General features: G+C 60.5%; 26 protein-coding genes, 1 tRNA gene and 1 pseudogene. 13 read left to right on the forward strand and 15 right to left on the reverse strand.

What is annotated here, in order from left to right; genetic code table 11:
- Nucleotides 1–424 precede the first annotated feature (424 nt).
- Complete coding sequence (locus tag MHY87_RS17675; protein WP_239353891.1) at nt 425–973, reverse strand: hypothetical protein; 549 nt, start codon at nt 971–973, stop codon at nt 425–427.
- Entirely contained in the window at nt 960–1,652 is a 693-nt protein-coding gene (locus tag MHY87_RS17680; protein ID WP_239353892.1) for a ceramidase domain-containing protein, read from the reverse strand. Before MHY87_RS17680 ends, MHY87_RS17675 begins: the two co-directional genes overlap by 14 nt.
- 93 nt (nt 1,653–1,745) lie before the next feature.
- Here MHY87_RS17680 and xth point away from each other — a divergent pair, with 93 nt between their 5' ends.
- On the forward strand, nt 1,746–2,531 hold the full coding sequence (xth, locus tag MHY87_RS17685) for an exodeoxyribonuclease III (RefSeq protein WP_239353893.1): 786 nt from the start codon (nt 1,746–1,748) through the stop codon (nt 2,529–2,531).
- A 6-nt stretch (nt 2,532–2,537) separates the two neighbouring features.
- On the opposite strand, the gene MHY87_RS17690 is transcribed toward xth, so the two are convergent.
- Nucleotides 2,538–3,410 carry a tetratricopeptide repeat protein gene (locus tag MHY87_RS17690; RefSeq protein WP_239353894.1) on the reverse strand — a complete coding sequence of 291 codons (873 nt, stop codon included), beginning with the start codon at nt 3,408–3,410 and terminating at the stop codon, nt 2,538–2,540.
- Between the two features lie 529 nt (nt 3,411–3,939).
- On the opposite strand from MHY87_RS17690, the gene MHY87_RS18870 reads away from it, so the two are divergent.
- Nucleotides 3,940–5,070, forward strand: coding sequence for a calcium-binding protein (locus tag MHY87_RS18870; protein WP_304611141.1), 1,131 nt, complete (start codon nt 3,940–3,942; stop codon nt 5,068–5,070).
- Between the two features lie 50 nt (nt 5,071–5,120).
- Here the strand turns inward: MHY87_RS18870 and MHY87_RS17710 are convergent, their stop codons facing one another.
- The 4 genes from MHY87_RS17710 to lipB form a co-directional block, all read right to left on the reverse strand.
- Entirely contained in the window at nt 5,121–5,951 is an 831-nt protein-coding gene (locus tag MHY87_RS17710; RefSeq protein WP_239353895.1) for a protein-L-isoaspartate O-methyltransferase, read from the reverse strand.
- A gap of 55 nt (nt 5,952–6,006) precedes the next feature.
- Nucleotides 6,007–7,614 (reverse strand): carboxyl transferase domain-containing protein, encoded by a 1,608-nt coding sequence (locus tag MHY87_RS17715; RefSeq protein ID WP_239353896.1) that lies wholly within the window; start codon nt 7,612–7,614, stop codon nt 6,007–6,009.
- 107 nt (nt 7,615–7,721) lie between these two features.
- A complete protein-coding gene (locus MHY87_RS17720) occupies nt 7,722–8,045 on the reverse strand; it encodes a hypothetical protein (protein WP_239353897.1) in 324 nt (107 codons plus the stop codon).
- Nucleotides 8,046–8,141: 96 nt separating this feature from the next.
- Nucleotides 8,142–8,870, reverse strand: a complete 729-nt coding sequence (lipB, locus tag MHY87_RS17725) for a lipoyl(octanoyl) transferase LipB (RefSeq protein ID WP_370644986.1) — start codon at nt 8,868–8,870, stop codon at nt 8,142–8,144.
- A gap of 230 nt (nt 8,871–9,100) precedes the next feature.
- Here lipB and MHY87_RS17730 point away from each other — a divergent pair.
- The 6 genes from MHY87_RS17730 (at nt 9,101) to MHY87_RS17755 (ending at nt 16,709) form a co-directional block, all read left to right on the forward strand.
- Nucleotides 9,101–9,185: transfer RNA gene (locus MHY87_RS17730), tRNA-Leu, on the forward strand.
- A gap of 223 nt (nt 9,186–9,408) precedes the next feature.
- The gene (mgtE, locus tag MHY87_RS17735; protein ID WP_239353899.1) at nt 9,409–10,833 is read left to right on the forward strand and encodes a magnesium transporter; all 1,425 of its coding nucleotides are present in this window, start codon (nt 9,409–9,411) and stop codon (nt 10,831–10,833) included.
- Nucleotides 10,834–10,927: 94 nt separating this feature from the next.
- Complete coding sequence (locus tag MHY87_RS17740; protein ID WP_239353900.1) at nt 10,928–11,833, forward strand: glycoside hydrolase family 25 protein; 906 nt, start codon at nt 10,928–10,930, stop codon at nt 11,831–11,833.
- A 258-nt stretch (nt 11,834–12,091) separates the two neighbouring features.
- Entirely contained in the window at nt 12,092–13,657 is a 1,566-nt protein-coding gene (locus MHY87_RS17745; protein WP_239353901.1) for a calcium-binding protein, read from the forward strand.
- A 188-nt stretch (nt 13,658–13,845) separates the two neighbouring features.
- Nucleotides 13,846–15,018, forward strand: coding sequence for an isovaleryl-CoA dehydrogenase (locus tag MHY87_RS17750; RefSeq protein WP_239353902.1), 1,173 nt, complete (start codon nt 13,846–13,848; stop codon nt 15,016–15,018).
- 11 nt (nt 15,019–15,029) lie between these two features.
- The gene (locus tag MHY87_RS17755) at nt 15,030–16,709 is read left to right on the forward strand and encodes a DUF262 domain-containing protein (protein WP_239353903.1); all 1,680 of its coding nucleotides are present in this window, start codon (nt 15,030–15,032) and stop codon (nt 16,707–16,709) included.
- A gap of 134 nt (nt 16,710–16,843) precedes the next feature.
- On the opposite strand, the gene MHY87_RS17760 is transcribed toward MHY87_RS17755, so the two are convergent.
- Nucleotides 16,844–17,422 carry a hypothetical protein gene (locus MHY87_RS17760; protein WP_239353904.1) on the reverse strand — a complete coding sequence of 193 codons (579 nt, stop codon included), beginning with the start codon at nt 17,420–17,422 and terminating at the stop codon, nt 16,844–16,846.
- Between the two features lie 142 nt (nt 17,423–17,564).
- On the opposite strand from MHY87_RS17760, the gene MHY87_RS17765 reads away from it, so the two are divergent.
- Both MHY87_RS17765 and MHY87_RS17770 read left to right on the forward strand, forming a co-directional pair.
- Nucleotides 17,565–18,266: a ribonuclease activity regulator RraA gene (locus tag MHY87_RS17765; protein WP_239353905.1), complete on the forward strand. Its 702-nt coding sequence runs from the start codon at nt 17,565–17,567 to the stop codon at nt 18,264–18,266.
- A gap of 185 nt (nt 18,267–18,451) precedes the next feature.
- Complete coding sequence (locus tag MHY87_RS17770) at nt 18,452–19,132, forward strand: YdcF family protein (RefSeq protein ID WP_239353906.1); 681 nt, start codon at nt 18,452–18,454, stop codon at nt 19,130–19,132.
- Here MHY87_RS17770 and MHY87_RS17775 read toward each other — a convergent pair.
- Nucleotides 19,123–19,398, reverse strand: a complete 276-nt coding sequence (locus MHY87_RS17775) for a DUF3253 domain-containing protein (RefSeq protein WP_239353907.1) — start codon at nt 19,396–19,398, stop codon at nt 19,123–19,125. The two genes, MHY87_RS17770 and MHY87_RS17775, sit on opposite strands and share 10 nt — an antisense overlap.
- Nucleotides 19,391–20,050 (reverse strand): DUF599 domain-containing protein, encoded by a 660-nt coding sequence (locus MHY87_RS17780; protein ID WP_370644987.1) that lies wholly within the window; start codon nt 20,048–20,050, stop codon nt 19,391–19,393. The genes MHY87_RS17775 and MHY87_RS17780 overlap by 8 nt, the downstream gene beginning before the upstream one ends.
- Nucleotides 20,051–20,155: 105 nt before the next feature.
- On the opposite strand from MHY87_RS17780, the gene MHY87_RS17785 reads away from it, so the two are divergent.
- The gene (locus MHY87_RS17785; protein WP_239353909.1) at nt 20,156–20,563 is read left to right on the forward strand and encodes a rhodanese-like domain-containing protein; all 408 of its coding nucleotides are present in this window, start codon (nt 20,156–20,158) and stop codon (nt 20,561–20,563) included.
- Here the strand turns inward: MHY87_RS17785 and MHY87_RS17790 are convergent.
- The 5 genes and pseudogenes from MHY87_RS17790 to MHY87_RS17810 all read right to left on the reverse strand — a co-directional run bounded on the left by MHY87_RS17790 (nt 20,560) and on the right by MHY87_RS17810 (nt 24,526).
- Entirely contained in the window at nt 20,560–20,853 is a 294-nt protein-coding gene (locus tag MHY87_RS17790; protein WP_239353910.1) for an acylphosphatase, read from the reverse strand. The genes MHY87_RS17785 and MHY87_RS17790 overlap by 4 nt on opposite strands.
- 5 nt (nt 20,854–20,858) lie before the next feature.
- Nucleotides 20,859–21,275 carry a DUF6766 family protein gene (locus MHY87_RS17795; protein ID WP_239353911.1) on the reverse strand — a complete coding sequence of 139 codons (417 nt, stop codon included), beginning with the start codon at nt 21,273–21,275 and terminating at the stop codon, nt 20,859–20,861.
- A 164-nt stretch (nt 21,276–21,439) separates the two neighbouring features.
- Nucleotides 21,440–21,853: pseudogene (locus MHY87_RS17800) on the reverse strand (gamma-glutamylcyclotransferase family protein); the annotation flags it as partial.
- A gap of 147 nt (nt 21,854–22,000) precedes the next feature.
- Nucleotides 22,001–24,001: an acetyl/propionyl/methylcrotonyl-CoA carboxylase subunit alpha gene (locus MHY87_RS17805; protein ID WP_239353912.1), complete on the reverse strand. Its 2,001-nt coding sequence runs from the start codon at nt 23,999–24,001 to the stop codon at nt 22,001–22,003.
- A gap of 111 nt (nt 24,002–24,112) precedes the next feature.
- Entirely contained in the window at nt 24,113–24,526 is a 414-nt protein-coding gene (locus MHY87_RS17810) for a hypothetical protein (RefSeq protein WP_239353913.1), read from the reverse strand.
- Between the two features lie 314 nt (nt 24,527–24,840).
- Here MHY87_RS17810 and MHY87_RS17815 point away from each other — a divergent pair, with 314 nt between their 5' ends.
- Together MHY87_RS17815 and MHY87_RS17820 are read left to right on the forward strand one after the other, a co-directional pair.
- Nucleotides 24,841–25,770 carry a ring-cleaving dioxygenase gene (locus MHY87_RS17815; protein ID WP_239353914.1) on the forward strand — a complete coding sequence of 310 codons (930 nt, stop codon included), beginning with the start codon at nt 24,841–24,843 and terminating at the stop codon, nt 25,768–25,770.
- Nucleotides 25,771–25,819: 49 nt separating this feature from the next.
- Nucleotides 25,820–26,361, forward strand: a 542-nt coding sequence (locus MHY87_RS17820; RefSeq protein ID WP_239353915.1) for an alpha/beta hydrolase, incomplete at its 3' end; no start/stop codon positions are given.

The raw sequence follows: 26,361 nt of genomic DNA on the forward strand, positions 1-26,361 counted from the left end.
TTTTTCCGGCCTTCCAGAGTGTCAGCACCCCTGACAGACGCCGCGCTTTGCTCTCATCTCTAGGGCCTCGCCGCGCTTCCGAAGCTCCTCCTCCCGGGAAGAGGGGCCGACGGCGGAGGGCATGCCCGGTTGCCGGCCACCGATGCCGCCTGTCGTGGTCGGAGAAGCGCCACTTCCTCCGGCTGTGCCCTGTTGAGGGAGCATGCGGCCGGAGGGCGCGCCCGATGAGCTCGGCGAACCGGTCGAGGTTCCCATGCCTGTGCTCCCTCCACCAGACGAGGAGCCAGATGACGAACCTTGCGCCCAAGCGGAGCCAATCACGAGGGAGCCGGCGATCAGAATTGCTGGGACGATGATGCGCATGAGCGTTCTCCCGTTCAGGGACATCGCAAACCAACTCTGCGCGGCGGCGATAGGTTTCAGATCAGCGTTGCCATATGACGAGGCTGACAGGCGCGGCGGCGGCGAGAACCTGCCTCGGCCCTGGCTTGAGACCAACTGCCGATAGAACCGTTTCCGCACTCTTGCCTTCATCGCACTCCGAGAACAGGGCGATGCCATCGGGAACGGTCACGCCTTCAGCGCGCGTAAGATGAAACGCATCGTAACCGATCCCGAGAAAGAGATCGAAGACCTGCCGTCCGCCGGGAACAGCGACCCTTCCGCCATGAGGCAGGACCCGGCGAATGGCCTCCTCCCAGGAGAGCCTCTCGGGATTCCACCACCAGCCGTCGCCGCGCATTTCGATGCCTTGCGAGGAGGAGGACAGGATCATTCGGACGCGGTTTCTGGGATTTGGGTTGGCCTCATGGCCCAGCCGCCCGAGCACCGTCACATCGGAGCGGTTGAGTTCGGCCTGGAAGTAGGCCCAATCCGCATCGTTGCGCAGCACATCCGGCGTCCGGCCCGCCGCGTCCGCGATGCGGTCGTTATCCGAGACGATGGCATAGCCGTGGATTTCAACGCGGGACATGAAGCAGCCTTTCCTCGGAACCACGTACGAGCGCCGCGTTCATGAGGATCCAAAGCACCAGTGCATTCAGCATGTGCCAGAACGCATGCGTGCCAAGTGGTAGCGCAGAGCAGACCGCACTGTCGATGGAGCGGAAGAAAAGAGACAGGGAGAAGACGCAAGCCGCCCACAAAAGCGCCCTGCCCGGCTGTTTCATGCCTATGAGCAGACAAGCCGATCCCACGGTAGCGAGCGCCATCAGGGCCGGGAGGTAGCCCACCGATCCATTGAGGCCGACGCCTGGAAACAGGCCGAACCAGAGACGCCCGAAAGACACATTGAACGCGACGAAGGCGAGAGTGACGGCAATGGCAGGCACGATCTTCAGCCGCAGATAACGGCGCATGGCGAGCAAGAAATAGCTGTAGATGAATACCGCGATCGGCAGCACATCGGCCAGCAGAGACCAGCGGTTGGCGAAGGTGTGGAACAGGAAGCTCCCGATGCCGACGATGGCGGCAACGATGATGAGCCAGAGAACGGGCCAGTCGGATCGGCCCTTGGTTTTCCAGGTCCAGAAAGCATCAGCGGCGGCCAGCAGGAAGAACCCGTTCGAGACCGCATTGACCGGCTCCGCCCAGAAGCTCGGATCGAGGCGCTCGCAATAGCTGTCGATGGACTGAAACCAGGACGGATTCATGGGACGCAACCGTGGGGATGGCGGTGGGTTCCAGCTTGCAAGCTTCCCGCGAACGTCCGATGAAAGCTTGAACAGGCCAACGAGACCGACACGATGCGCATAGCCACCTGGAATGTGAATTCGATCAAGCAGCGATTGGACCACCTCGCGACCTTCGTGAAAAGTGCGGATCCGGATGTGCTGTGCCTGCAGGAGCTGAAGTGCATGGACGAGGCCTTTCCGCGGGCCGAGGTCGAGGCACTAGGCTACAATGTCGTCACCCACGGGCAGAAGGCCTATAACGGCGTCGCCATTCTCTCCAAGAGCCCGCTCGAAGATGTACGGCGCAGTCTGCCGGGCGATGAGAGCGACGAGCAGGCGCGCTATCTCGAAGGCACCATCTCGACATCGACGGGCGTGGTCAGGGTCGCGTCGATCTATCTGCCCAACGGCAATCCCATCGGCACGCCGAAATTCGACTACAAGCTCGCCTGGATGGACCGGCTCATCTCCCATGCGCGCCGTCTTCTCCCGCAGGAGGAGCCCCTGGTGTTGTGCGGCGACTACAATGTGATCCCCGAGTCGAAGGATGCGGCCTTTCCCGAGGCTTGGACCAGTGACGCGCTCTTCCAGCCGGAGAGCCGCGCGAAGTTCCGGGAACTCGAGAATCTCGGTTTCATCGACGCCGTGCGCGCGTGCAACGATCAGCCGGGCCTCTACTCGTTCTGGGATTATCAGGCTGGCGCCTTCCAGCGGAACAACGGCATCCGCATCGACCATCTGATGCTGTCGCCCCAGGCGCAGGACAAGCTCAAGAGCGCCGCGATCCGCAAGGAAGTGCGCGGATGGGACAAGCCCTCCGACCACGTGCCGGTGATGGTGGATCTCGATATAGACTGAGCGCGCTTAGCGGCGGGACTGGATGTACTGCTCGAGCAGGGCCAGCGCCAGCTTGCGGTCGTTGTCGCTCGCGGCGGCGAAGGCTTCCTCGTAAAGGCTCTCGATCCACTCGTCCTTGCCGGAATCGGTTGCAGCCTCGCGAGCGAGCGTCAGCCACATCAGGCCCTTGGCTCGCTGGCGCGGAACGCCCTGACCGTTCATCAGCATATGCCCGAGAAGCGCCTGCGAGGGGTGATGCCCCTTCTCGGCGGCGAGGTTGAACCAGCGTGCGGCCTGTCGGGCATCCTGAGAGACGCCGGTTCCCTCCATGTAGAGGCGGGCGAGATTGTACTGCGCGTTGGAGTCGCTGAAATACGACGCCGCGTAGTTGAACATCTCCACGGCGCGAACCGGGTTGGCCCCCACATAGGTGCCCTTGATGCCATCGAGGAAATAGGTTCCGAGCGCCACGAAGGCACTGGAGACGACGAGCGCATTCGGCGAATCCGGGCTCTCATCCGCATGCTGGTCCGCGAGCCTGGAGAAATACTCGAAAGCCTTCAGATCGTCGTGCTCGACGCCATCGCCATCGGCATACATGCGGCCGAGCTTCCAGAGGGCCAGCGAGTGCCCCTGCCCCGCGGCATATTCGAGGGCGGCGGCGGCACCGAGCTTATCGCCCGCATTGTAGTCGCGCATGCCCGTACGCAGCGCCTCGCGGACGGATCCGTACTTCACGGACGGCGTCAGGACGGGCGAGAGAGACGGGGTCAAAGGCTGGGGGCGCGGAGCCGCATCGAGAGCGAAGGCGGAGGAAGAGCCAAGAAGCACGAACGCGCAAGCGGCTACCGTCGTCAGACGATCCGTCAGTTTCAACTTGTCGATCAGGCGCGCATTCATGGACTTCTGCTCTTTTCCATCCGGCTTTTCATGAGAGCCCCAACCGGATTGGAACTTTCGTGATCTGCCATGTGCCGCGTCACCTATGCAATGACTCGCGCAACAGGTCGTCCGATAGCGTTAATCGGGGGTACCCCTGGTGCGCTTTTTCATAAAGCGTTGGTTTAGAAGCACTTTAGCTGACTTTTACAGGTGCTTGCGCTTTATGGCGGGATCGCGGCGGCGCTTTGGCCAAGAGCGGCAGGATGAGGAAGGTTTCAGGGTGTTGCCAGAGGGCAACATTTTTAACGCCCTTTACGTCCTCGGCTTAGCTTCGCGAGACCGATTCAACCCACACATCACTTAAAGGAATAAAGCAGACTTACGCCGTGCTGCAGCGCACATGATAGCTTATTGATGTTATCACGATACATTCTAGTTCAGGTCTCGAACTGGCTGGAGATAATCGTCAGTCAATCGCACGCAAACAAGCGATGATCGATCATTTCTAAGATCAGTTCTTGTTATCAACTGACCAGGAATTAAAGAAATGTCTAAAGAATACACACCGATCAAGACTGTTATTCTCGACGCAGACGAATTTTTCTTCGACTTGTCGGAGGCGCCCGCGTATCGCAACTGGAATGTGATGGGCAATGACCTCGCCAACACCATCCTCGGCAACGCCTCTAACAACCTCATCGACGGCGGCCTTGGCGACGACCTCATGGTCGGTGGCGCCGGCGACGATGTGTACTACGTCCGCGATGAGGGCGATGTGGTTGAGGAATATGCCGGCGGCGGCAACGACATTATCATGTCCTACCTCGAATCCGGCTTCGACATGCGCAAGGCCGCCTTTGTCGAAGGGCTGCAAACTGGCGGCAAGCTCGCTATCGGCAACAGCCTGAACAACAACATCCTGATCGCCCACAAGGCCGGTGAGGCCTATGGCGGCGACGGTCATGACGTGCTCAACGCCGGCGACGGCAACAACAAGCTGTACGGCGAAGTCGGCAACGACACCATGAATGGTGGCCTCGGCGCCGACACCATGGAAGGCGGCGTCGGCCACGACACGTATTACATCGACAGCATTTACGATCAGGTTTACGAGAACGCCGACGAGGGCACGGATACGGTCAACGCATCCGTCACCCACATTCTTCGGGCGTATTTCGAGAACCTGACCCTCAGCGATTCCACCTCGAAGAAGGACATTGACGGTATCGGCAATGATCTGGACAACAAGATCACCGGCAACAGCGGCAATAACGTCCTTACGGGCAACGACGGCCACGATACGCTGAGCGGCGGTAAGGGCCACGACACACTGATTGGCGGCGAAGGCAAGGATGCTTTCTCGTTCAGCGACTTCGGTGTTGCTCATGCCGACCGGATCGTCGACTTCAATGCTGAAGAGGACCGTATTCTTCTCGACAGCAAAGCCTTCAAGATGATCGATTGCGGCTGCTCGACCAAGCCGTCCGCTCTGAAGGCAGACTTCTTCGCCTTCGGATCTGCCAAGGACAGCAACGACTATATCATCCTCGGCGAGGACGGCGGCCTTCGCTACGATGCGGACGGTTCGGGCACGGAATGCAGCGCTCAGCTGATCGGCATGTTCAGGCCGGGCGCTGAACTGGCGGCGATCTCCAACCTCAACATCTTCGTGGTCTGATCGACTTGAATAAGACTCTCATGGCCGGGGCAACCCGGCCATGAGGACACTCAGGCATCGATCTTTGCCGAAGAGAACCAAACGGACCCGTAAACAGCCAAGGCGCTTTCGTCAGGAGATTTGACGTCAGCCAGCCAGATCGAACGCACGGCGGCCAAGCCCGCCTCGGTTGGCGCTGGCGGCAACGCAGTTTTCTCCGTCGTGCCGCTGCAGGAGATGAAGCCCACCGTCATGAGCGCCTTGGCGCTGAAGCCTCCTGCCCGACGATGAACCAGCATGGCCGGCCCCCAACCCTTGTGGGGTTGCCACGGAAAGATCAGCCGCCCGCCCGGCTTCAAGGCCTTCAGCCATTCCGCATCCGGTGCTGCGACACCGGCATTCACATAGATCACGTCCGCTTGCGGAAGTAGCCGGCCGAAGGCCGATCCGGCATGCACGGTTACATTGGAATAGTCACTCAGGTTCCGCGATGCCTTGGCGGCAAGGTCTTCTTCGTATTCGTAGGCCTCCACATGCCCGCCCGGCTCCACGAGGTGCGCGAGGATCGCCGTGTAATAGCCTAGGCCCGCTCCCACATGGATCACCGTTTCGCCCGGCCGAGGACTAAGAGCATCGAGCCAGGCAGCATGGAGCGCGGGCTCCCCGTTGTTGATGCCGCGCTTCTGGTCGATGGCGACCAGAACGTTGTCGTAAAGCGCGGCAACATCATGCGTCTGGGTTGCGATGCCGACGCTGATCGTCGTCCAGGGTGGTGGGGGAAGAAAACGTTCTCGCGGGACGGCGGCAAATGCCTGCTCGATGCGCCAGTCACGAAGATCGGTCAGGCGCGCAATCTGCTCGGCATATTCGGAGCGGTATGTCGCAAGCGCAATGTCGGACATACCTTGCAAATGGTGCCGGCCGCAGCCGGTTCCGAATAAATCCGCTTTCGCTGGCTTACATCCTGAAAACGCCGAACTTCGTTTCAGGAATAGGCGCGTTCAGCGCGGCCGAGAAGGCCAGCGCCAGCACGCGGCGGGTTTCGGACGGCAGGATGATGCCGTCGTCCCAGAGGCGCGCGGTGGCATGATACGGGGAGCCTTCCTCCTCGTACTTGTTGCGGATCGGAGCCTTGAAGGCTTCCTCCTCGTCCGCGCTCCAGCTTTTGCCCTCGGCCTCGATGTTGTCGCGGCGGACGGTGGCCAGAACGCTCGCAGCCTGCTCGCCGCCCATCACCGAAATGCGGGAATTCGGCCAAGTGAACAGGAAACGCGGAGAATAGGCGCGGCCGCACATGCCGTAATTGCCTGCGCCGAACGAACCGCCGACGAGCAGCGTGATCTTCGGCACCTGCGCGCAGGCCACCGCCGTCACGAGCTTCGCCCCGTCCTTGGCGATACCGCCCGCTTCATACTGGCTGCCCACCATGAAGCCGGAGATGTTCTGCAGGAAGAGCAGCGGAATGCGCCGCTGGCAGCACAGCTCGATGAAATGCGCGCCTTTCAGCGCGCTCTCCGAAAACAGGATGCCATTATTGGCGATGATGCCGACCGGCATGCCCCAGATCCGGGCAAAACCCGTCACGAGCGTCGTGCCGTAAAGCCGCTTGAACTCATCGAACTCGGAGCCGTCCACGAGACGCGCGATCACTTCGCGGATGTCATACTGCTTCTTGAGATCGGTCGGCACGATCCCATCGAGATCGTCGATGGAATATTTCGGCTCGACCGGTTCGGCGATGTCGATGTCGATAGTCTTGCGCGTATTCAGCGTGCCGACGATGCGGCGCACGATGGCGAGCGCGTGCACGTCGTCGGTGGCATAATGATCCGCCACGCCCGACTGGCGCGCATGCACATCCGCTCCGCCGAGATCTTCCGCGGACACCACCTCGCCGGTCGCAGCCTTCACGAGCGGGGGGCCACCGAGGAAGATCGTGCCTTGGCGGCGCACGATGATGGTCTCGTCCGACATGGCGGGCACATAGGCCCCGCCTGCAGTGCAGGAGCCCATGACGCAGGCGATCTGCGGAATGCCCATCGAGGAGAGCGTCGCCTGGTTGTAGAAGATGCGGCCGAAATGCTCGCGGTCAGGGAACACATCCGTCTGGTGAGGCAGGTTCGCGCCGCCGGAATCGACCAGGTAGATGCAAGGCAGACGGTTCTCGCGCGCGATCTCCTGCGCACGCAGATGCTTCTTCACCGTCATCGGATAATAGGTGCCGCCTTTGATCGTCGAGTCGTTGCAGACGATCATGACCTCACGGCCTTCGACGCGTCCGATGCCGGTGATGATGCCGGCGCCGTGGATCGCATCCTCATACATGCCGTGAGCGGCGAGAGAGCCGAGTTCCAGGAAGGGCGCGCCAGGATCGAGCAGGCGCGTCACCCGCTCGCGCGGCAGAAGCTTGCCGCGGGCAAGATGGCGCTCGCGCGCCTTCGCAGGTCCGCCTTCGGCGACAGCCTGCCGCTTGGCCTGGAGCTCCTGGGCGAGATCCGCCCAGGCGGCGCGGTTCGCCCGCGCGTTGTCCGAAGAAAGATCGGCAGAAGTGGGGATAACGGGCACGGCGTAGGCTCCCTGAATTTTTATGGCTCCTGCACGGCAGAACCGTGGGGCTCTCCGTCAGTAGCTGGGACCAGGGAGCCCGGCAACTCCGCCATCAGGCGGAGCGATTAGCCTTTCGCACGAATGACGGTCTCGCGCGCCTCGCCGGGGCCGCAGCGATAAGCGATGCCGCGCACGAGCGACCAGTCCTGCGTGGTCTGCTGGAGGTAGAGGTGTGTGCCGCCCAGAGCGACCACAGCCTCTTTCATGCTGTCCGTGGCGGAGCCGAAGCCGGGGGTGGTCGGCACCACGGGGCTCACCTCTCCCAAATTCTGGCAGACGCGGACGTCAGCCGGCGAATCGACGATGTGGATCAGATCCTCGGGATCGGGATGGTAGCCACAGGCTGAAACGCCTACGAAAAGGAGAGAGGCAAGGAGAATGCGTTGCATGAAATGTCCGCCAATAAGTCAGCTGTTCGCTCTAGCTTAGAGCACGAAGCGGCTTTGAGGAGAAGCCTGACCATGGCAGATGTGAAAAACTGCCACTCAGTTGCCGGAAGGTAACGACACCTCCACCCTTTCGGTGGGTCCGAAAATATCCTCGAAAGCCTTGCGCATCACCGCATCGACCTCGGGCATGGTGACGGGAATCCCAAGGTCCACAAGGCTGGTGACCCCGTGCTGCGTGACGCCGCATGGAACGATGCCCGTAAAATGCGAGAGATCCGGCTCCACGTTCAGGCTGATCCCATGATAGGTCGCCCAGCGCCGGACACGGATGCCGATGGCGGCGATCTTGTCTTCCGAGGCCTCTCCCTTGTCGGGCCGGCGCACCCACACGCCCACACGGTCCTCCCGCCGCTCGCCTCGGATGTTGAAGTCCGCGAGCGTCCCGATCAGCCAAGTTTCGAGGGCCGCCACATAACGGCGCAGGTCGGGAGTGCGGCGTTTCAGGTCCAGCATCACATAGGCAACCCGCTGGCCGGGCCCATGATAGGTGTATTGCCCTCCCCGTCCCGTCTGATGGACCGGAAAACGGTTCGGATCGACCAGGTCGGAAGCCTGAGCCGAGGTGCCTGCCGTATAAAGCGGCGGGTGCTCCACGAGCCAGACGAGCTCCCGCGCCCGGCCCTCGGCAATCGCCTCAGCCCGCGCTTCCATGAACGCAACGGCCCGATCATAGGGCGTCAGCCCTTCGGTGATGGCCCATTCCACGGGCTCGGAGCCGTTTTCGCTCAGGAATCGATCAGCCAAGCTGTCGCGCGGATTCGCCACCACTTCACCTTCTGCTCATGGGGAGGGTGTTGTGCTCCCGGATAAGCCCGAGGGTCAACACGAGATCCCATCGGATCGCCCTTCATATAGTGATTGCAGATGCGGTCATGCACACCCTGCAGGACGAATTGTCGAGTTTCTCGACAGATTGCAAAGATGGGCTTGCGGTGCCCGAATTCATCTGTTAGATCGACCGCCTCTTCAGGAGAAACCCTCCTGAAACCGAGTTCGCGGTCATGGCGGAATTGGTAGACGCACTACCTTGAGGTGGTAGCGGGGAGACCCGTGGAGGTTCGAGTCCTCTTGACCGCACCAATCTTTCGACGCTCGATGTGTCGATGGCAAAAAGGCCCCTTTCCGGGGCCTTTTTTGTTGCCATATTGAGCATCCGCTCCAGGTTTTTGAACACGCTTTCACAAGCCTGAATCAATCTTACAAAAACGACGACTAAACGATTCCCTGAACGAGGCTTTTCAGGCGCATTGCATCGGCGCGCGCGCGCACCTAAAAGGCCCCAACAATCTCCAAGGACAGGCTCATGATGGAAGTCGAAAACAACACGACTCTTCCACCGCCCGAAGGGCCGGGTCCTCAGACGCTCGCCTTCAGAGACGAAGAAGGCGAACTCAATCCGGAATTCCTGGCCGCCGCAGCCGACGCCATCGAGGCATCCGAGGCCGAGCGCCTCCGGGCGCTGGTGGAGGACTTTCACGAATCCGAGCTCGGTGACCTGCTCGAAGCCCTAGAGCCGGAGCAGCGCCCTCGCCTGATCGAACTTCTCGGATCGGCCTTCGACTTCACTGCGCTGACCGAGGTGGACGAGGCCGTCCGCGAGGAGATCCTCGAGGAGCTCGAAACCGCGACCGTCGCGGAAGGCGTGCGCGACCTCGATTCCGATGACGCCGTCACCATTCTCGAAAGCCTTCCCGAGGAAGAGAAGGCGGAAGTTCTCGAACAACTCCCGGCCATGGAACGCGTCGCGCTCCAGCGCTCCCTCGATTATCCCGAGGACAGCGCCGGACGGCGCATGCAGACCGAGTTCATCGCCGTGCCGCCGTTCTGGACGGTGGGGCAGACCATCGACTTCATGCGCGAGACGGCGGACCTGCCGGAGACCTTCTACGAGATTTTCGTCATCGATCCCGCGGGCCACCTCCTCGGCGCTGCCGCCCTCGACAGGCTTCTGCGCTCCAAGCGTCCCGTCACGATCCAGGAGATCATGGACGACGAGCCGGATCGGGTGGAAGCCACCGACCATCAGGAGGACGTCGCCCGCCTCTTCGAGCGCTTCAACCTCGTCTCCGCCGCCGTGGTGGATGAGGAGAACCGCCTCGTCGGCACGATCCTTGTCGACGACATCGTCGACGTGCTCGAGGAAGAGGCCGATGCGGACATCAAGCAGCTCGGCGGCGTGAAGTCGGACGAAGAGCTATCTGACACCGTCCTCTACACGCAGCGCAGCCGCTTCCCCTGGCTCTTCGCCAATATGTGCACGGCTTTCCTCGCGGCGGGGGTCATCCGCATGTTCGAGGACTCGATCCAGCATATGGTGGCGCTCGCGATCCTCATGCCCATCGTCGCCTCCATGGGCGGCAATGCCGGCACGCAGACCATGACCGTGACCGTCCGTGCGCTCGCGACCCGTGACCTCGGACGCTCGAACGCCTGGCGCATCATTACCCGCGAGGCGGCGGTGGGTCTTCTCAACGGTCTCATCTTCGCATGTATACTGGGCGGCTTGGCGTCTCTGTGGTTCCAGACCCCGGAAATCGGCTTGGTGATCGGCCTCGCGCTTATCACGGTGCTGGTGTTTGCGGCGCTCGGCGGCATCCTTGTGCCCTTGAGCCTTAACCGTTTGGGGGTAGACCCGGCTGTCTCTTCCGGGCCTTTCGTCACCACAATTACCGATATCGTGGGCTTCTTCTCCTTCTTAGGAATAGCAACGCTGTGGTTTAACCTGTAATCCGATTGCAAAGAGCGGGATTGTAAGGGGGTTGTTAACCCGGTTCGGGCATCCCTGATGCGATCAAGTTCTGCGTTCATTACAGATAAGCCCGATGAAGACACGCCGCCGTTCCTCCCGCCGCTCCAAAAGCTCCGGCCTGACGACGTTCCTTCGGGCAGCGCGTTTTGGCGCCCTGGCCACGATCGCCCTGGGGCTCGCCTCCTGCGCCGTCGCGCCGAGCATGACGTCCAGCCGCTATCCCGCGAAGAGCGATGCCCGTCCGCATCACGGTGTGGCCAAGGCTCATCGCCTGCCGATCCACGGGGTCGACATTTCCAAGTGGCAAGGACAGGTGGATTGGGCCTCCTTGCGCCAGGCCGGCACGCAGTTCGCCTTCATCAAGGCGACGGAAGGCGGCGACCACATCGACAGCAAGTTCCACGAAAACTGGCAGGCCGCGAAGCGCGCGGGCGTTCCTCGGGGAGCCTATCACTTCGTGTATTGGTGCCGCCCGGCCCATGAGCAGGCCGCCTGGTTCAAGAGGAATGTCCCCAACGACCCGGATGCCCTGCCCCCGGTCCTCGACGTGGAATGGAACGGCCAGTCCGTGAACTGCCCGAAGAAGGTTCCGCGCGAGCAGGCGCTTGCCATGATCAATGTGATGCTGCGCGAGATGGAAGCCCATACCGGCAAGCGTCCGATCATCTACACGGACATCACCTTCCACCAGGAAATCCTGGAGGGTGAGTTTAACGATTATCCCTACTGGATCCGCAGCACCGCGGCGGAACCCCACGAGCGCTACAACAACCGTCGCTGGACCTTCTGGCAGTTCACCACCACTGGCCGCGTTCCTGGCGTGAGCGGTGACGTGGATCGTAACACCTTCTACGGCACCGAGAACCAATGGCGCATGTTCGTTCAGAGCGCCTGCGACCCGCGCGACTACCGCAGGCTCGCGGTCGCTGGTCGATGCCAGGCCCTGGACACGGTCCAGACGGCCAGCATCGACGAGTAACGAGCACTATCCTCCACAGAGCTTCAAAAGCTTATTCAAAGGCGCCCCCCGAGGCGCCTTTTTCATTTTTGAGCATGTCCTGGCTCCGTAGCTGAAAAGCTGTTCTTGTTCCCTGTGTTTAGACACGTTATAACAAATTTACATTTTCCAACTTCCGTTGCTCATATTCCTTCGATTGGCCATGCATCCATGAGTGATCCCAAGCTCTTAGACCTTTCCGATGGCCCTATTAACACTGTCTATGTGTGGCATCCCTCCATGCAGGACAGGTTCATTCTGGATGTCGGCGGCTATGATGAGGTGATCATCGGGCGGTTCACCGGCGACATCACATGGTCGCGCGTGGCGGGCGGCAAGGACCTCATGCTGAAGATCAACGGCAGGACCTTGTATGCGGCAGGGTTCTTCGAGGAAGCCACCGGAGTTGAGCTGTTCACCTTTGCTGACGGCACGGCGATAACCCGCGCAGCGATCATGCAGATGCTTCCCACGCCAACCGGCGAAGAGGTATGGATCGTCGGCAAGGATAACAGCAATTTTGAGGCCCTGACCGGAACGGAGTTCAATGACACGCTCAATGGCGGCGCGGGCAAGGATCTCCTCGAAGGCGGCTACGGCGATGACACTTATATCTGGGCGCCTGGCTTTGGCAGCGACATCGTGCGCGATTATGGCGGGCAGGACAAAGTCATCGTTCATGCTTCGCCGGATCAACTGAAATTTTACACGGCGCTCGGTGATAAAGGCGCCCCGCTCATCATCCAGTTCGGCAATCATGTGAGCGAACGCCTCTACATCGAAGGCTATTTCAATGATGAGCCTTACAAGAACGGGCAGATCGAGCTGATCGTGTTCTCGGACGGGTCCGCATGGACCTTGGAGGACATCCTCGCTGTCGTGCAGGAAGTTCCGGTAGAACAACCTCACACCACTCCGCCTCCCCCGCCTTTGGAAGGCCGCCTGATCCTCGGCACATCCAACAACGATACGCTTGAAGGCACGACGGCCCACGACACCCTCGACGGCGGTGCGGCCGACGACCTGATGAAGGGCGGAGCCGGAAACGATGTGTATCGCTGGGCCTTCGGCAGCGGCAACGACACGATTTCGGATTCCCGCGGCACGGATACCTTGAGCATCCACGCCAACGCGTCCCAGATTCAGGTCGCCGCGACCGGAACGGACAGCGAAGACCTTCTGATCTCCCTGCACGATCAGAAGATTCTCATCGAGAACTACTTTCTGACCTCGGAGGATGGCGGCACCATCGAGAATATCGTGTTCTCGGACGGGCAGGTCTGGCAGATCAATGATGTCTGGAACCGCCTGCAGATCGATACCGGCAGCGCTCTGAATGATGTCATCTACGGCAACAGCGGAAAGAACAACCTGAAAGGCAATGACGGGCACGATGTTCTTGTCGGAAGGGCCGGCAATGACGTCCTCAACGGCGGCAAGGGCAACGACAAGCTCGTCGGGGGGCTCGGCGTCGACACCCTGACAGGCGGCACGGGCAAGGACGTATTCGTCTTCGGCAAGAGCGATACCGGCATCGGCAAGAAGCGCGACGTCATCACGGACTTCAAGCGCAGCGACGACAAGCTCGACCTGAGCGGCATCGACGCCAACAGCAGGACCAAAGCCGACAACGCTTTCACCAAGCTGCTCTCCGCCAAGCAGAAGTTCACGGCGGCAGGCCAGATGCGCTACGATTCCAAGACAGGCATCCTGTCACTCAACACCGACAAGGATGCCGCGGCAGAATACGAGATCATGCTCAAGAACAAGCCTGCCGTCCTCAAGCTTAACGACTTCATTCTCTGATCGTCGCGATCAGGGCTTGAGGCCTCCAAACTCCCCTGCCTCTGGCCGGGGAGTTTTTTCGTCTCAGCCTTCGACCAATTTCTCCCTCGTCCCCGCTTGAAAAGGTCAGCACTGCTGTCCAAGATGATGGCAGAACGACAAGCGATCCGCGGCGCAACGACGCCAGTGGGCATGTGGAGGGACTGACAATGCTGCCGAACGCCGCAAAAGCCTTCAATTTCGACCTCGGCGAGACCGCCGACGCCATCCGCGAGACCGTGCGAGACTTCGCCCAGGAGAAGATCGCGCCCCGCGCCGAGGAGATCGACCGCACGAACCAGTTCCCGCGCGATCTCTGGCCCCAGATGGGCGAACTCGGCCTACACGGCATCACGGTCGAGGAAGAATACGGCGGCACTGGCCTCGGCTATCTCGAGCACGTGATCGCGATGGAGGAAGTTTCCCGCGCCTCCGCCTCGGTCGGCCTGTCCTACGGCGCGCATTCCAATCTCTGCGTCAACCAGATCCGCCGCAACGGCACCGCCGAGCAGAAGCGCCGCTATCTGCCCAAGCTCATCTCCGGCGAGCATGTGGGCGCGCTCGCCATGTCGGAACCCGGCTCGGGCTCGGACGTGGTGTCCATGCGCACCCGTGCCGAGAAGCGCGGCGACCGCTATGTGCTCAACGGCAACAAGATGTGGATCACCAACGGTCCCACCGCCGAGACCCTCGTGGTCTATGCCAAGACCGATCCGGAAGCCGGTCCGCGCGGCATGACGGCCTTCCTCATCGAGAAGGGCTTCAAGGGCTTTTCCACGCACCAGAAGCTCGACAAGCTCGGCATGCGCGGCTCAGACACCTGCGAGTTGGTGTTCGAGGATTGCGAAGTGCCGGAGGAAAACGTGCTCGGTCAGGTCGGGAAGGGCGTGAACGTGCTCATGTCCGGCCTCGACTATGAGCGCGCGGTGCTGGCGGCTGGCTCCACGGGCATCATGCAGGCCTGCATGGATGTGGTGCTGCCTTACATTCACGAGCGCAAGCAGTTCGGCCAGGCCATCGGCGAGTTCCAGCTCGTGCAGGGCAAGGTCGCCGACATGTATGTGACGATGAACGCGGCCAAGGCATACGTTTATGCGGTAGCCAAGGCCTGCGACCGGGGTGAGACGACCCGCGAGGACGCAGCCGGCGCGATCCTCTACGCCGCCGAGAACGCCACCAAGATGGCGCTCGACGCAATCCAGCTTCTTGGCGGCAACGGCTACATCAACGATTATCCGACGGGACGCTTGCTTCGCGACGCTAAGTTGTACGAGATAGGAGCAGGCACGTCTGAGATTCGACGCATGCTCATAGGGCGCGAGCTATTCGCAAAAACAGCCTAGGGGGACATTCAATGGAAGCACGTAACCGACCTCTGCACGATTGGTTTCCAAGAATAAAGTCAGGTCAGTTGCGATTACCGCGCTTCCAACGTGAAGAGGCTTGGGGAGTGCGACAGATTGAAGGACTTATTCAAACTGTCCTCAGTGAACTTCCCGCCGGTTCAGTCCTAACCCTCGAGGTTGCTGGAAATGAACCGTTCATATCTCGCCCTCTCGCAGGAGTAGATCCCTTACCTAAAGATCGTGCAACTGAGCACCTTCTAGACGGCCAACAGCGGCTTACTGCGCTTTGGAAAGCATTGAATGATCGATATGAAGATCGAATGTATTTTATTTCACTAGAAGCGGATGATGATGCAGGGTCTGAATTTTCTGCTGCGTCATTCCCGCGTTATATGAAGAATGGGGAACTTTATCCCATATGGATGAATGATCCCGAACGCATTTGGGAGCGCAACCTTATTCCTGTGACTCTACTCAGACCAGATTCCGTAGCAGAGGCCAATTCAAAAGATTGGGCCAAAAAAGCTAGCAATGGAAACGTTGAGACACAGATCAAAATCAACGATTATATTAACTCTCTTAGAAATAGATTTTCCAATTTCAATATTCCGTTCTTATCTTTGCCAAGTCAAACTGATCCTTCAGTCGCGCTAGATGTGTTCCTACGTATGAACACGTCGTCTTCTCCGCTAACACCATTTGACATAGTTGTCGCTCAAGCTGAGGCCCGAACAGGCGAGTCCTTACATGAGAGAATAAAGCATCTTCAGATTGAGCTGCCTGAATTTGAAAACTATGTCTCACCCGGCGAAGCCGTTCTATCGATCGGCGCATTGATCTCATCTAAGCCGCCTGTAAGAAAATCCTTCCTTGCGGGAGACTTTTCTAAATCTCTAATCGACAACTTCTCACGCATTCAGCGTGGAATACAAAGGACAATAACCTTATTCGAGGAAGAGCGGCTATATTCAGAAAAGTTCCTGCCTACAGAATTAGCATTCTATGTGCTCAGCGCACTATGGGCTGAGAACGATGTATCTTTAGACGCAGAAGGCAATTTACGAGCTCTTTCTAAAGAATACCTTTGGAGCGCCTTCTTGACTGATAGGTATGAAAAGACAGGATCAACAAGAGCATTAACAGACTTTAGGCAACTCTCAGACCACTTCAACGGCAAACTAAGCCGTGATGGCGTCGAAATATTTGATCGTTCTGTTTATAAACTCCCTTCATCAGAAGATCTGATTGCAGCTTCATGGCCCGCCCGAAAGGATCGCCTTTCTCGGGCTATACTCTTGTTGTCTCTGAGAGGCGGTGCTTTCGACTTTGCGGATGGAAGCGAAATCTCCGCAAAAAACTATCACAAACGAGAGTTTCATCATGTGTTTCCGAAAGCTTACCTTCGTGAGCTTGGAATCAGTGAAAGCTTGATAAACAAATCTATAAATTGCGCGCTAATATCAGGGCCAACCAATCGAACAATTGGTGCTAAGGATCCGATCAGCTATCTAACGACTAGAACAGATTCCGCATCGCTCGGCCCTAGCGAAATTAAGCGCCGAATCGAATCTCATCTTATGCCATGCGATGAATTCCTAGGATCGAACTATGAGCAATTTGTAAATCAGAGGGCCCAATTCCTCTCTGACCGCATTAACTCGATGTTCATCCAACATCAGCGTATGTAGAATCTCATCGCCCTAGGATCTGATGGCGTCTGAATTCTTGTAATCTCTACTTTAATCGGCGCATCACTAGGGGCGTTGCCGATAACTATCGTATGCGGATCGGACGCGAGCTGTTCAACAAGACGGCTTGAGCCTCAGATCGTCCACACGTCCCGCGTGATGGCGATGAGGGACAATCCCTTGTCGCCTTGGCGGAAGATGAGGCGCAGGCTCTTCCAATTCATCTCAGCCTCATCGCTCGTACCGCGAATATGCAGCTCGACGACGATGCCATCGGGCGCGAACTCGTGGTTGTTGTTGATGTCATTCCCACGCTGGCGCGGCTCGTTGTAGAGCACCTCGTCCGCGTTGCGATAATCCGCGTTCCACACGAACTCATCGAAATATTGGCTGCATGTGGTCTCGATGGGATCGCCGCTGCCGTCCTTCTCTCCCCAAAGGCGCACCTCCGGATCCGTGGCACAGCGCTTCAGATCGGAACGCGACAAGCGCACATCGCTGTCGTCCAGCATCACGTAAGGACTCACGGCAAGACCATCATCACCGATGAAGGATGCGAGCTTTGCGAAGTCACGAGCAGCCAAGGCTTCCAACACTTTTGGAACGATTCCCTGAGCAGCCTGACGTGCAGCCTTGGGCCCGAGCGCCTGCGCACCGCTAGATTGGGCGAATACCGAGAGAGCAAGGAGCAGCAGGGCGGCAAAGCGTTTCATGGCGTGTTTCATTCCAAGAGGTGCGGTTGGTAGCATCCATGCCAATAATGGAATATTGATGCATGGCAATGGATGCGTCTTGTGGTGGCCATCCGCGCAGGTGCCCGCTATGAGTAGCCTACCCTAACGTCAGGAAACGACCATGACCCTCGACAAGACGATCGCCGACGCCCTGCGCGCTGCCTCTACAGCCACGATCACCACCGTTCTGCTGAAGAAGGGCATCCGCCGCTGCTGGATGAAGGGCCCGATGCCCGCCTACAACGCCACGGAGAAGATGGTGGGCAAGGCGTTCACCCTGCGCTTCGTGCCGGCCCGAGAGGATCTGGCGACGCCTGAATCCTGGGCCTCCCCGACCTCCACCCGCGCGGCCATCGAGGCGATGCCGGAAGGCTGCATCGCGGTGGTCGATTCCATGGGCGTGACCGATGCCGGAATCTTCGGCGACATCCTCACCGCGCGCATGAAGAAGCGCGGCGTCGCAGCCCTCATCACGGACGGCGTCATTCGCGATGCGGTCGGCGTGGAAGGCACGAACCTCCCAGTCTGGTGCGCGGGCGTTGCCGCTCCCCCGTCGGTCGCGGGCCTCACCTTCGTGGGCTGGCAGGAGCCCATCGGCTGCGGCGGCGTGGCGATCTTCCCCGATGACGTGATCGTCGCCGACCGCGACGGCGTGGTCGTTATTCCCGCAGCGATGGTCGAGGATGTCGCGAAGGCTGCCGTGGAGCAGGAACGCTACGAATTGTGGGTGATGCGCGAGGTGGAGAAGGGTGTGCCCCTCCCCGGCCTTTACCCGCCGAATGCCGAGACGAAAGCCCGCTACGAGGCCGAGTCCAAGGTTTGAAACCAACTCCTCAGCCCTCATTCTGATGAGGGCTGAGCTTGTGAATGAAATAAGGATGGCTGGTGTTTTACTACGTCTCGAAAGTTTTCTGGTTCTTCGCCACGCCATCCAACTTGCTCGTTAGCCTGATCCTTCTCGGCCTCATTCTCACGCGATTTTCGAAACTGAGAACGTTTGGAATGGCTATGGCCGTCACATTTACGCTGACGACACTGGCTTTGGGCATTCTCCCCATCGCCAATTATGTTCTGTTTCCCCTGGAGCAGCGTTTCCCGGTTTTCGTAGACGACGGAAAATCGGTGGAAGGCATCATTCTTCTCGGCGGCTCCGTTGAATCCGCCGATTCCGGCGAGCGCGGCGTTCTTGTTTCCAACGAGGCATCCGAGCGAGTGCTCTATGCAATAGAACTCGCTTATCGCTATCCCAACGCACGCATCCTCATTTCAGGCGGAGGCGGAACGGTTTTCTCAAACGGCACCGCCGAAGCTCCCATCATCGCCGATTACCTGAAACGCGTCGGCGTGGACCCGTCCCGCATCGTCATCGAGGATCGTTCGCGCACCACCTCGGAGAACGGGCAGTTCTCCCGCGATCTGTTGAAACCGCGGGAAGGCGAACGCTGGCTGCTCATCACATCCGCATGGCACATGCCCCGTGCCATGGCCGTGTTCGAAAAAGCCGGCCTCCCCGTAATCGCTTACCCGGTAGATTTCAGGACGAATGTCGGCTTCGCCAACCAGCGTCCGCGAGCCTTCGTTTCGGAAGGCTTACGCCGTCTCGATGTGAGCATGAAGGAATGGGTCGGCGTCATCGGCTATTATGCGACAGGCCGCACCGACGAGCTCCTGCCCTCGCCTCACGATTGAGACGATGGCAGCGTCAGCCGATAGGTGCCGCGAAAATCGTCGGGATCGACAGGCTTTCCTTTTCTCACGATCACGATGCGCCCCTCTTTCATCAGGCGCACCGCCACGCGTCTTAAGGGCTGCATGAGAGGGCCCCACTCTTCCGAGCTGTGGCCACCAACGGCGCTGGCAACGTCCGCAGGGCTGATTGACCGGCCTGGGCCACGCTCGTTGAGCAGCGCGAGCATGGCGGCCTCCAGCTCTTCCAGGTTGACGCTTTTAGCCATGATGAACTCCGAGGGCTGCGTCGCGCGCATCCGAGATGAACTGGCGACGCCACATGACGAAGAGAACGCCTGCGGTCGCCGCGATGAACAGATAGGCGCTGATGAACCAGCCAAGATAGGCGAGCGAGAAGAAGAAAGCGCGCTGCCCGCGATTGAAATGCTTGCCTGCCACCACGTTCATGGCGGCGGCCTGACGCGCGACGATCATGGCTTCTTCGCGGTTGCTTTCCTTCAAAACAGGCACCGCTCCGACGAGGATCGCCATGTAATTGAACAGGCGGTACGACCATGCGAACTTGAAGAAGGCATAGACAAAGATCACCGCAAGGCCGATGACCTTGAGCTCCAAGGCCAGACGGGTCGGCGGCGCGCCGAAGGGCAGATCGGCGAAGATCGGCAGAACGCTCTCGGTGGACCTGAACAGCGCCAGCACGCCGCCGATGGCGATGAGTGAGGTAGAGGCGAAGAAGGCGGTGCCGTTCATCAGCGAGGCCATGATCGTGGTGTCCACGATCCGGTTCTCGCGCACCACGAGCTGCTCCATCCAGCGGAAGCGGTACTGGTTCATCACCTTGTTGAGGCTTTTCTGCCCCGCCGCCGTGAACTCGACGGCCGCGTGATAGCCGAACCAGGCCAGGATGAAGAAGCCCATAGCCGCGTAATCGAGAATGCTGAACCCGAGCAACCTTCGTCTCCGTTGACTCCGCCGCCATCATGCCCAGTTTGATGAAGGTCTCAAAGAGGGAGCGAGTCCGGCATGCCTCAGAATATTACACGCGGCTACAAGACATTGCTCGAGGAGGCCAGCGCAAAGATTCAGACCTTGCCCACTGAGAAGGCAATGGCCCTCCATGGCCGCGAGGATGTGGTGTTCGTGGATTTGCGCGATCCCCGCGAGCTGGAGCGGGAGGGCCGCGTTCCCGGCGCGGTCCACTGCCCGCGCGGCATGCTGGAATTCTGGATCGACCCGGAAAGCCCCTATCACAAGCCGGTCTTCAACCAGGACAAGACCTTCGTGTTCTTTTGCGCCGCAGGCTGGCGCTCCGCCCTGTCCGCGGCCACCGCGCAGGATATGGGACTGAAGCCGGTGGCCCATATCGAGGGCGGCTTCACGGCCTGGAAGAAGGCCGGCGGTCCCGTGGAGATCGTGGAGCCCAAGGCCTAAACAGACTTGCGAACCTCGAACCCGTCCATATCGGACAGTTCCGGATCGGCGTCCTCGACCGGTTCCACCAGTTGAACCAGGGACCCAGCCGGACCTTGGTGGCAGGTTTTGAGCATCACCTCGACCATCTCGCCGGGGCCCGAGAACACCGCCTCGACACTGCCGTCATGCCTGTTGCGCACCCAGCCCTTGAGCCCGTGCAGCTCCGCCTGATGGTGCGTCCAGGCCCGAAAGCCCACGCCCTGGACGCGTCCATGGATCCGCACATGGGCTACTCTGTTCGTGCTCATGTCCCTCAGCGATGCCCGTGACGGGCGTCCGTATGACGTCCCGCATAATCGTCGTCGAGTTCCTGGATGATACGCTCTCCATTCTGCGGGTCCAGCTTTCGCAGGATCTCGTCGATCTTGGCCTCCATACGGTCATCGCCCTCCTTGGATTGAGGCGAACCGACATAGAGAAGAATGGCTAGGCCGCCGACCTGCCAAAGAAGCTGCAGGAATTCGGATTGCCAGTTTTCCAGGGTGTCCCGCATCATCTCGACGAGATATTCGGACGTCATGATGGGTTGGGCGTGAGCCTGCTGCTCGTTAACGTAGGCGAACCAGCCGAAGAGCCAGTGGCCGACCAGGGAAATCAGAAAGAAGCCCAGCGTGATCCAGGCATAGCCATAGGCTTTCCACACCGAGCCCGGTTTTGTTTTCGAATCCATTTCAGACCTCTTACGCAAAACGCGAGACTCAACGCGCGCTCAAGGTAAAGGTTCTGACGGTCGAAACGGCTCGCCTATCGACGGATCGTGCTTGAAGGCGCAGCGAAGAGCGGGCGCACCTTCGGTTGCTGGGGAACCGGTGCGGCAGAGCCTTGTGTCTTCGGCAGCCAGACGCCGAGGGTCCGGACATAGTCTTCCGGAAGACCGGCATGGGTCGCCGCCTCGATCACGCCTTCCATATAGCCGGGCTTAGGCGTGCCAGGCTTGGCGCTCCGCCCGATATAGACCATGGCGCGGCGCGGCCCCTGCTCCGTCACGACTGGCTGAATGACCTTGGTGTAGAGCCCTGTATGCAGGCTTTCATACCGGTCGAGCGCCGGAACATCCGCCAGGGCCAGATCCCACACCATACCCCAGACCACGCGCTGAGGATCGCGCACAACGGATGCGTAGCCTTCATCGAAGATGACGAAGCGATGGCGCATGAGCCGCGCGATCCCCACCGGCTTCGAGGCCGGGCAGCGCTGGAGCATGGCGTCTCGGTCCATATTGGAGCCGTAGGCGAAATAGAGGGGCATGCTCTCATCCTTCATGCCGTTGCGCAGACCTCATCCTGAGGAGCCGTGATAGCGGCGTCTCGAAGGAGGTTTCAGAGCGCATCGGAAGCGCCCTCGCCCCTAAGACGGCCTGACGTCTCCTTAGAGTGAGGGCTATCGGTTTGCGGATTAAGCGAATTCCAAGATAACCGCATCGACCGCAAGGCTATCGCCTTCTTTGGCGTGAATTTTGGCAATCGTGCCGTCACGCTCGGCGCGCAGCACGTTTTCCATCTTCATCGCCTCGACGATGCAGAGCGGCTCGCCGGCCTTCACTTCCTGGCCCTGTGACACGCTGATCGCCTTCACGAGGCCCGGCATGGGGCAGAGCAGCTGTTTGCCCGTATCGGCCTCCTGGCGCTCGGGCATGAGTGCGGCAAGCTCCGCCTCGCGCTTTGTGTAGACCCGCACCTCGGCCGAGGTGCCCGCATGGGCGAGCGCGAAGCCGTTGAGGATGGGACGCACCTGGACCGCGATCTCCTCGCCGCCCACCATTCCGGTCCAGACCGGCTCGCCGGGCACCCAGCCGGACTCGACCGGCCAAGACTGCCCGCCGATCATCACGACGATGCCGTCCTCGTCATCCTCGATCACCACGTCATGATGGGCCGAGCCCAACATCACGACGCGCTCTAGATCGAACTGCACGGCGGATGCCTCGCGCATCTGGCCTGAGATGTAGCGCTTGCGCAGGTTCTGGAGGTGATCGATAGCGGCGCCAACCGCCGCCATGCGAAGAGCCACCTCTCCTTCCGGCGCGGGTGCCTTGAAGCCCTGCGGGAACTCTTCCGCGATGAAGCCCGTGGAGAGCGCGCCAGATTTCCAGCGCGGATGCTGCATGAGCGCGGAGAGGAACGGAATGTTGTGACGGATGCCGTCGATGGCGAAAGCGTCGAGCGCGGTCGCCTGAGCCTCGATGGCCTGCGTTCGGGTGGGCGCATGGGTCACGAGCTTGGCGATCATCGGGTCGTAATAGATCGAAATCTCGCCGCCCTCGTAAACGCCGGTATCGTTGCGAACCGTCACGCCATCCTGCTCGCCCTCTTCCGGCGGGCGATAGGTCACGAGGCGGCCCGTGGAGGGCAGGAAGTTGCGCACCGGGTCTTCCGCATAGATGCGGCTTTCGACCGACCAGCCGTTGAGCTTCACGTCGGATTGAGCAAGGCGCAGCTTTTCGCCGGCGGCCACGCGGATCATCTCCTCCACGAGGTCGACGCCGGTGACCATCTCGGTCACCGGATGCTCCACCTGGAGGCGGGTGTTCATCTCGAGGAAGTAGAAGGACTTGTCCTGCCCCGCCACGAACTCGACGGTGCCTGCGGAATCGTAACCCACGGCCTTGGCGAGGGCGACCGCCTGCTCGCCCATGAGCTTGCGGGTGGCCTCGTCGAGGAGCGGCGATGGCGCTTCCTCGATGACCTTCTGGTTACGGCGCTGAATGGAGCATTCGCGCTCGCCGAGATAGATGACGTTGCCGTGCTTGTCGCCGAGAACCTGGATCTCGATGTGGCGCGGATCGGTGATGAACTTCTCGATGAAAACGCGGTCGTCGCCGAAGGATGACGCCGCTTCCGATTTGGCACGGGCAAAGCCCTCGGCCACCTCGTCGGCGGAATAGGCGATGCGCATGCCCTTGCCGCCGCCGCCTGCGGAGGCCTTGATCATGACGGGGTAGCCGATCTCGTTAGCGATCTTCACCGCCTGCTCGGGCCCCTCGATGACGCCCAGATAACCGGGAACCGTCGAGACCTTCGCGGCGGCTGCCGCCTTTTTCGACTCGATCTTGTCGCCCATGGCGGCAATCGCGCCGGGATTGGGGCCGATGAAGACGATGCCCGCTTCGGCCAGGGCCTTGGGGAAAGCCTCTCTCTCGGACAGGAAGCCGTAGCCGGGATGGACCGCCTGGGCCCCGGTCTGCTTACAGGCCTCGATGATCTTCTCGATGATAAGGTAGGACTGGGCCGCAGCAGCCGGGCCGATATGGACGGCCTCATCGGCCATCTCCACGTGGAGGGCGTCCTTGTCGGCATCGGAATAGACGGCAACCGTCTTGATGCCCATCCGGCGGGCGGTCTTGATCACCCGGCACGCGATCTCGCCACGGTTCGCAATCAGGATCTTGTCGAACATGAGCCTCAGGTGCTCCACCCTCAAAAACTTAGCCCCACCTCCGTTACTGCACATCGGCGCATTCGGGAAGCGGGGCCGCGTTTAGCTTTTAGGTTAGATTGAAACGAGCTTTCAGGCAGCCATGAGGCTTTGCCGGGCCTGCTGGCGCCCGCGCATGATGAAATCGAGCAGCGCCACATCCACATAGCCTGCTTCGTCCAGGATGGCGTAGGCGATGTTCATGGCGTTGCGGCTCGGGCCGCTGACCTCGAGAACGGTCGCCAGCCACAGGGCGTCGTCGCCGCTCACAACGCCAAACGGCGCCCGCTTCCAGACCACGAATTCCACCACGAGCTTGGTGAGCGCGGCTCCCCAGCTCTCGTCGGACTCGATTATCCGGTCGAGGGCCAGGAGCGATTCCACTTCCAGGCGGCTGGTGATGCCGGCATCCAGAATCTCGCCCGTCAGTCGCGTCACGTCAGCGGCGGCGATGAAGTTGCGCTCGGCAGCGCCGTCGATGAACTCGCGAAGGTTATCCTTCAGCATTCTTGTGACTCCCTCCGGCCCTTTTCAGGACAGCCGGTCGATCTCTTGTGTGGAGAGGAGTGTCACACGAGGCGCGGCCGCAAACCGTTAACGCGAAATGCTGAATCGGCGTTGAGGTTAAGCGTTGTTGAGAGTCTTTGGTTGCCGGATTCTTGACGAGCGGAATTCTCCAGCAACGGCACGGATTTCGGTGCAGGCGTCTTTTAGCTTTGCAATCCCGCAAGGTTGCTCTTTCCGCACTTCTTCCCGCTGCGGTGGTACCTATCTGGCAGTTCAGAGGCGCACTCTTGCGCCAGTCGTTAAGGAACACAGCCATGCGGCACCACGGCATTCATCACGTCACCGCCATTGCGGGTCCGGCCCGTCGCAACCTCGATTTCTACACCCGGGTTCTGGGACTTCGCCTCGTCAAGAAGACGGTGAACTTCGACGATCCCGGCACGTACCATTTCTATTTCGGCGACAGCCACGGCAGCCCGGGCTCGATCCTCACCTTCTTCCCCTGGGAGCATGTCGCTCCGGGACGCAACGGTGTCGGCTCGACCTCTGAGACCGCGTTCCGCGTGCCTGAAGGCTCGCTCGGTTACTGGACTCATCGCTTCATCGAACAGGGCGTCGAGCACGGCGCGCTGGAAAAGCGCTTCGGCCAGAGCGTGCTGACCTTCAAGGACCCGCACGGCACGAGCCTCTCGCTCGTGGGCGTTGCGGATGCGAGCAGCGATGGCGTCTGGACGGAAAGCGATGTCCCAGCAGAGCATGCCATTCGCGGGCTCGAAGGAGTGACGCTTCTCGTCGAGAACGGCGAGCCGACAGGCGCGATCCTCACCGATATCTTCGGCTTCAGTGAGGTGGCGCGGGAGGGTTCCCTCGTCCGCTACAAGAGCGATGCCGCCATCGGCAGCGTTGTCGACATTCGCAGTGTCGGTGGCTTCCTGCCGGGACGCATGGGCGGCGGCTCGGTCCATCACGTCGCCTTCCGTTCAGCGGACGACGCGGACCAGGCCGAGATGGTGAGAAAACTCGCTGAGAACCATGGGCTCCACCCCACGGAGCAGAAGGACCGCAACTACTTCCGGTCCGTCTATTTCCGTGAGCCCAACGGCATTCTCTTCGAGATCGCCACGGACGAGCCGGGCTTTGCCGTGGACGAGGCTGAGGATCACCTCGGCAGCGAGCTGAAGCTGCCTGCGTTCCTCGAGCCGCGCCGCTCCAGCATCGAGACTCATCTGCCTGAATTGGCTTGAAACAAAGCCCTCTCCCGGCCCTGAGTCGGGAGAGGGAGAAAGCAAGATCATGACCGAACTGTCCTTCATTCACCGCTACGAGCCCGCCACCGAACCGGGCCGCCCGCCCCTGCTGCTTCTGCACGGCACAGGCGGCAACGAGGATGACCTGCTGGCGCTGGGCCGCATGGCCTCTCCCGGCTCCGCCCTCCTCTCCCCGCGCGGCAAGATCCTTGAGAACGGCATGCCGCGTTTCTTCCGGCGTCTGGCGGAAGGCGTGTTCGATGAGGAAGACGTGCGCTTTCGCGCCAACGAGCTCACGGACTTCGTCACCGAGGCCCGCGCGGCTTACGGGCTCGAGGCTCCGATTGCGCTCGGCTTCTCCAACGGCGCGAACATCGCAGCCGCGATGCTGATGCTGCGGCCCGATGCTCTCGCGGGCGCGGCGCTGCTGCGTGCCATGGTGCCGCTGCAGGATGCTCCAAAAGCGGATTTGTCGGGGAAGAAGGTGCTGATGGTGTCGGGCCTCATGGACCCGATCATTCCGGTCGAGAACTCGAACCGCCTCGCCGCCTCCCTCGCCTCATCCGGCGCGGAGGTTCAGCACGAGAC

Origin of the sequence: Microvirga sp. ACRRW, from assembly GCF_022346925.1 — a bacterium.
GTDB lineage: Bacteria > Pseudomonadota > Alphaproteobacteria > Rhizobiales > Beijerinckiaceae > Microvirga.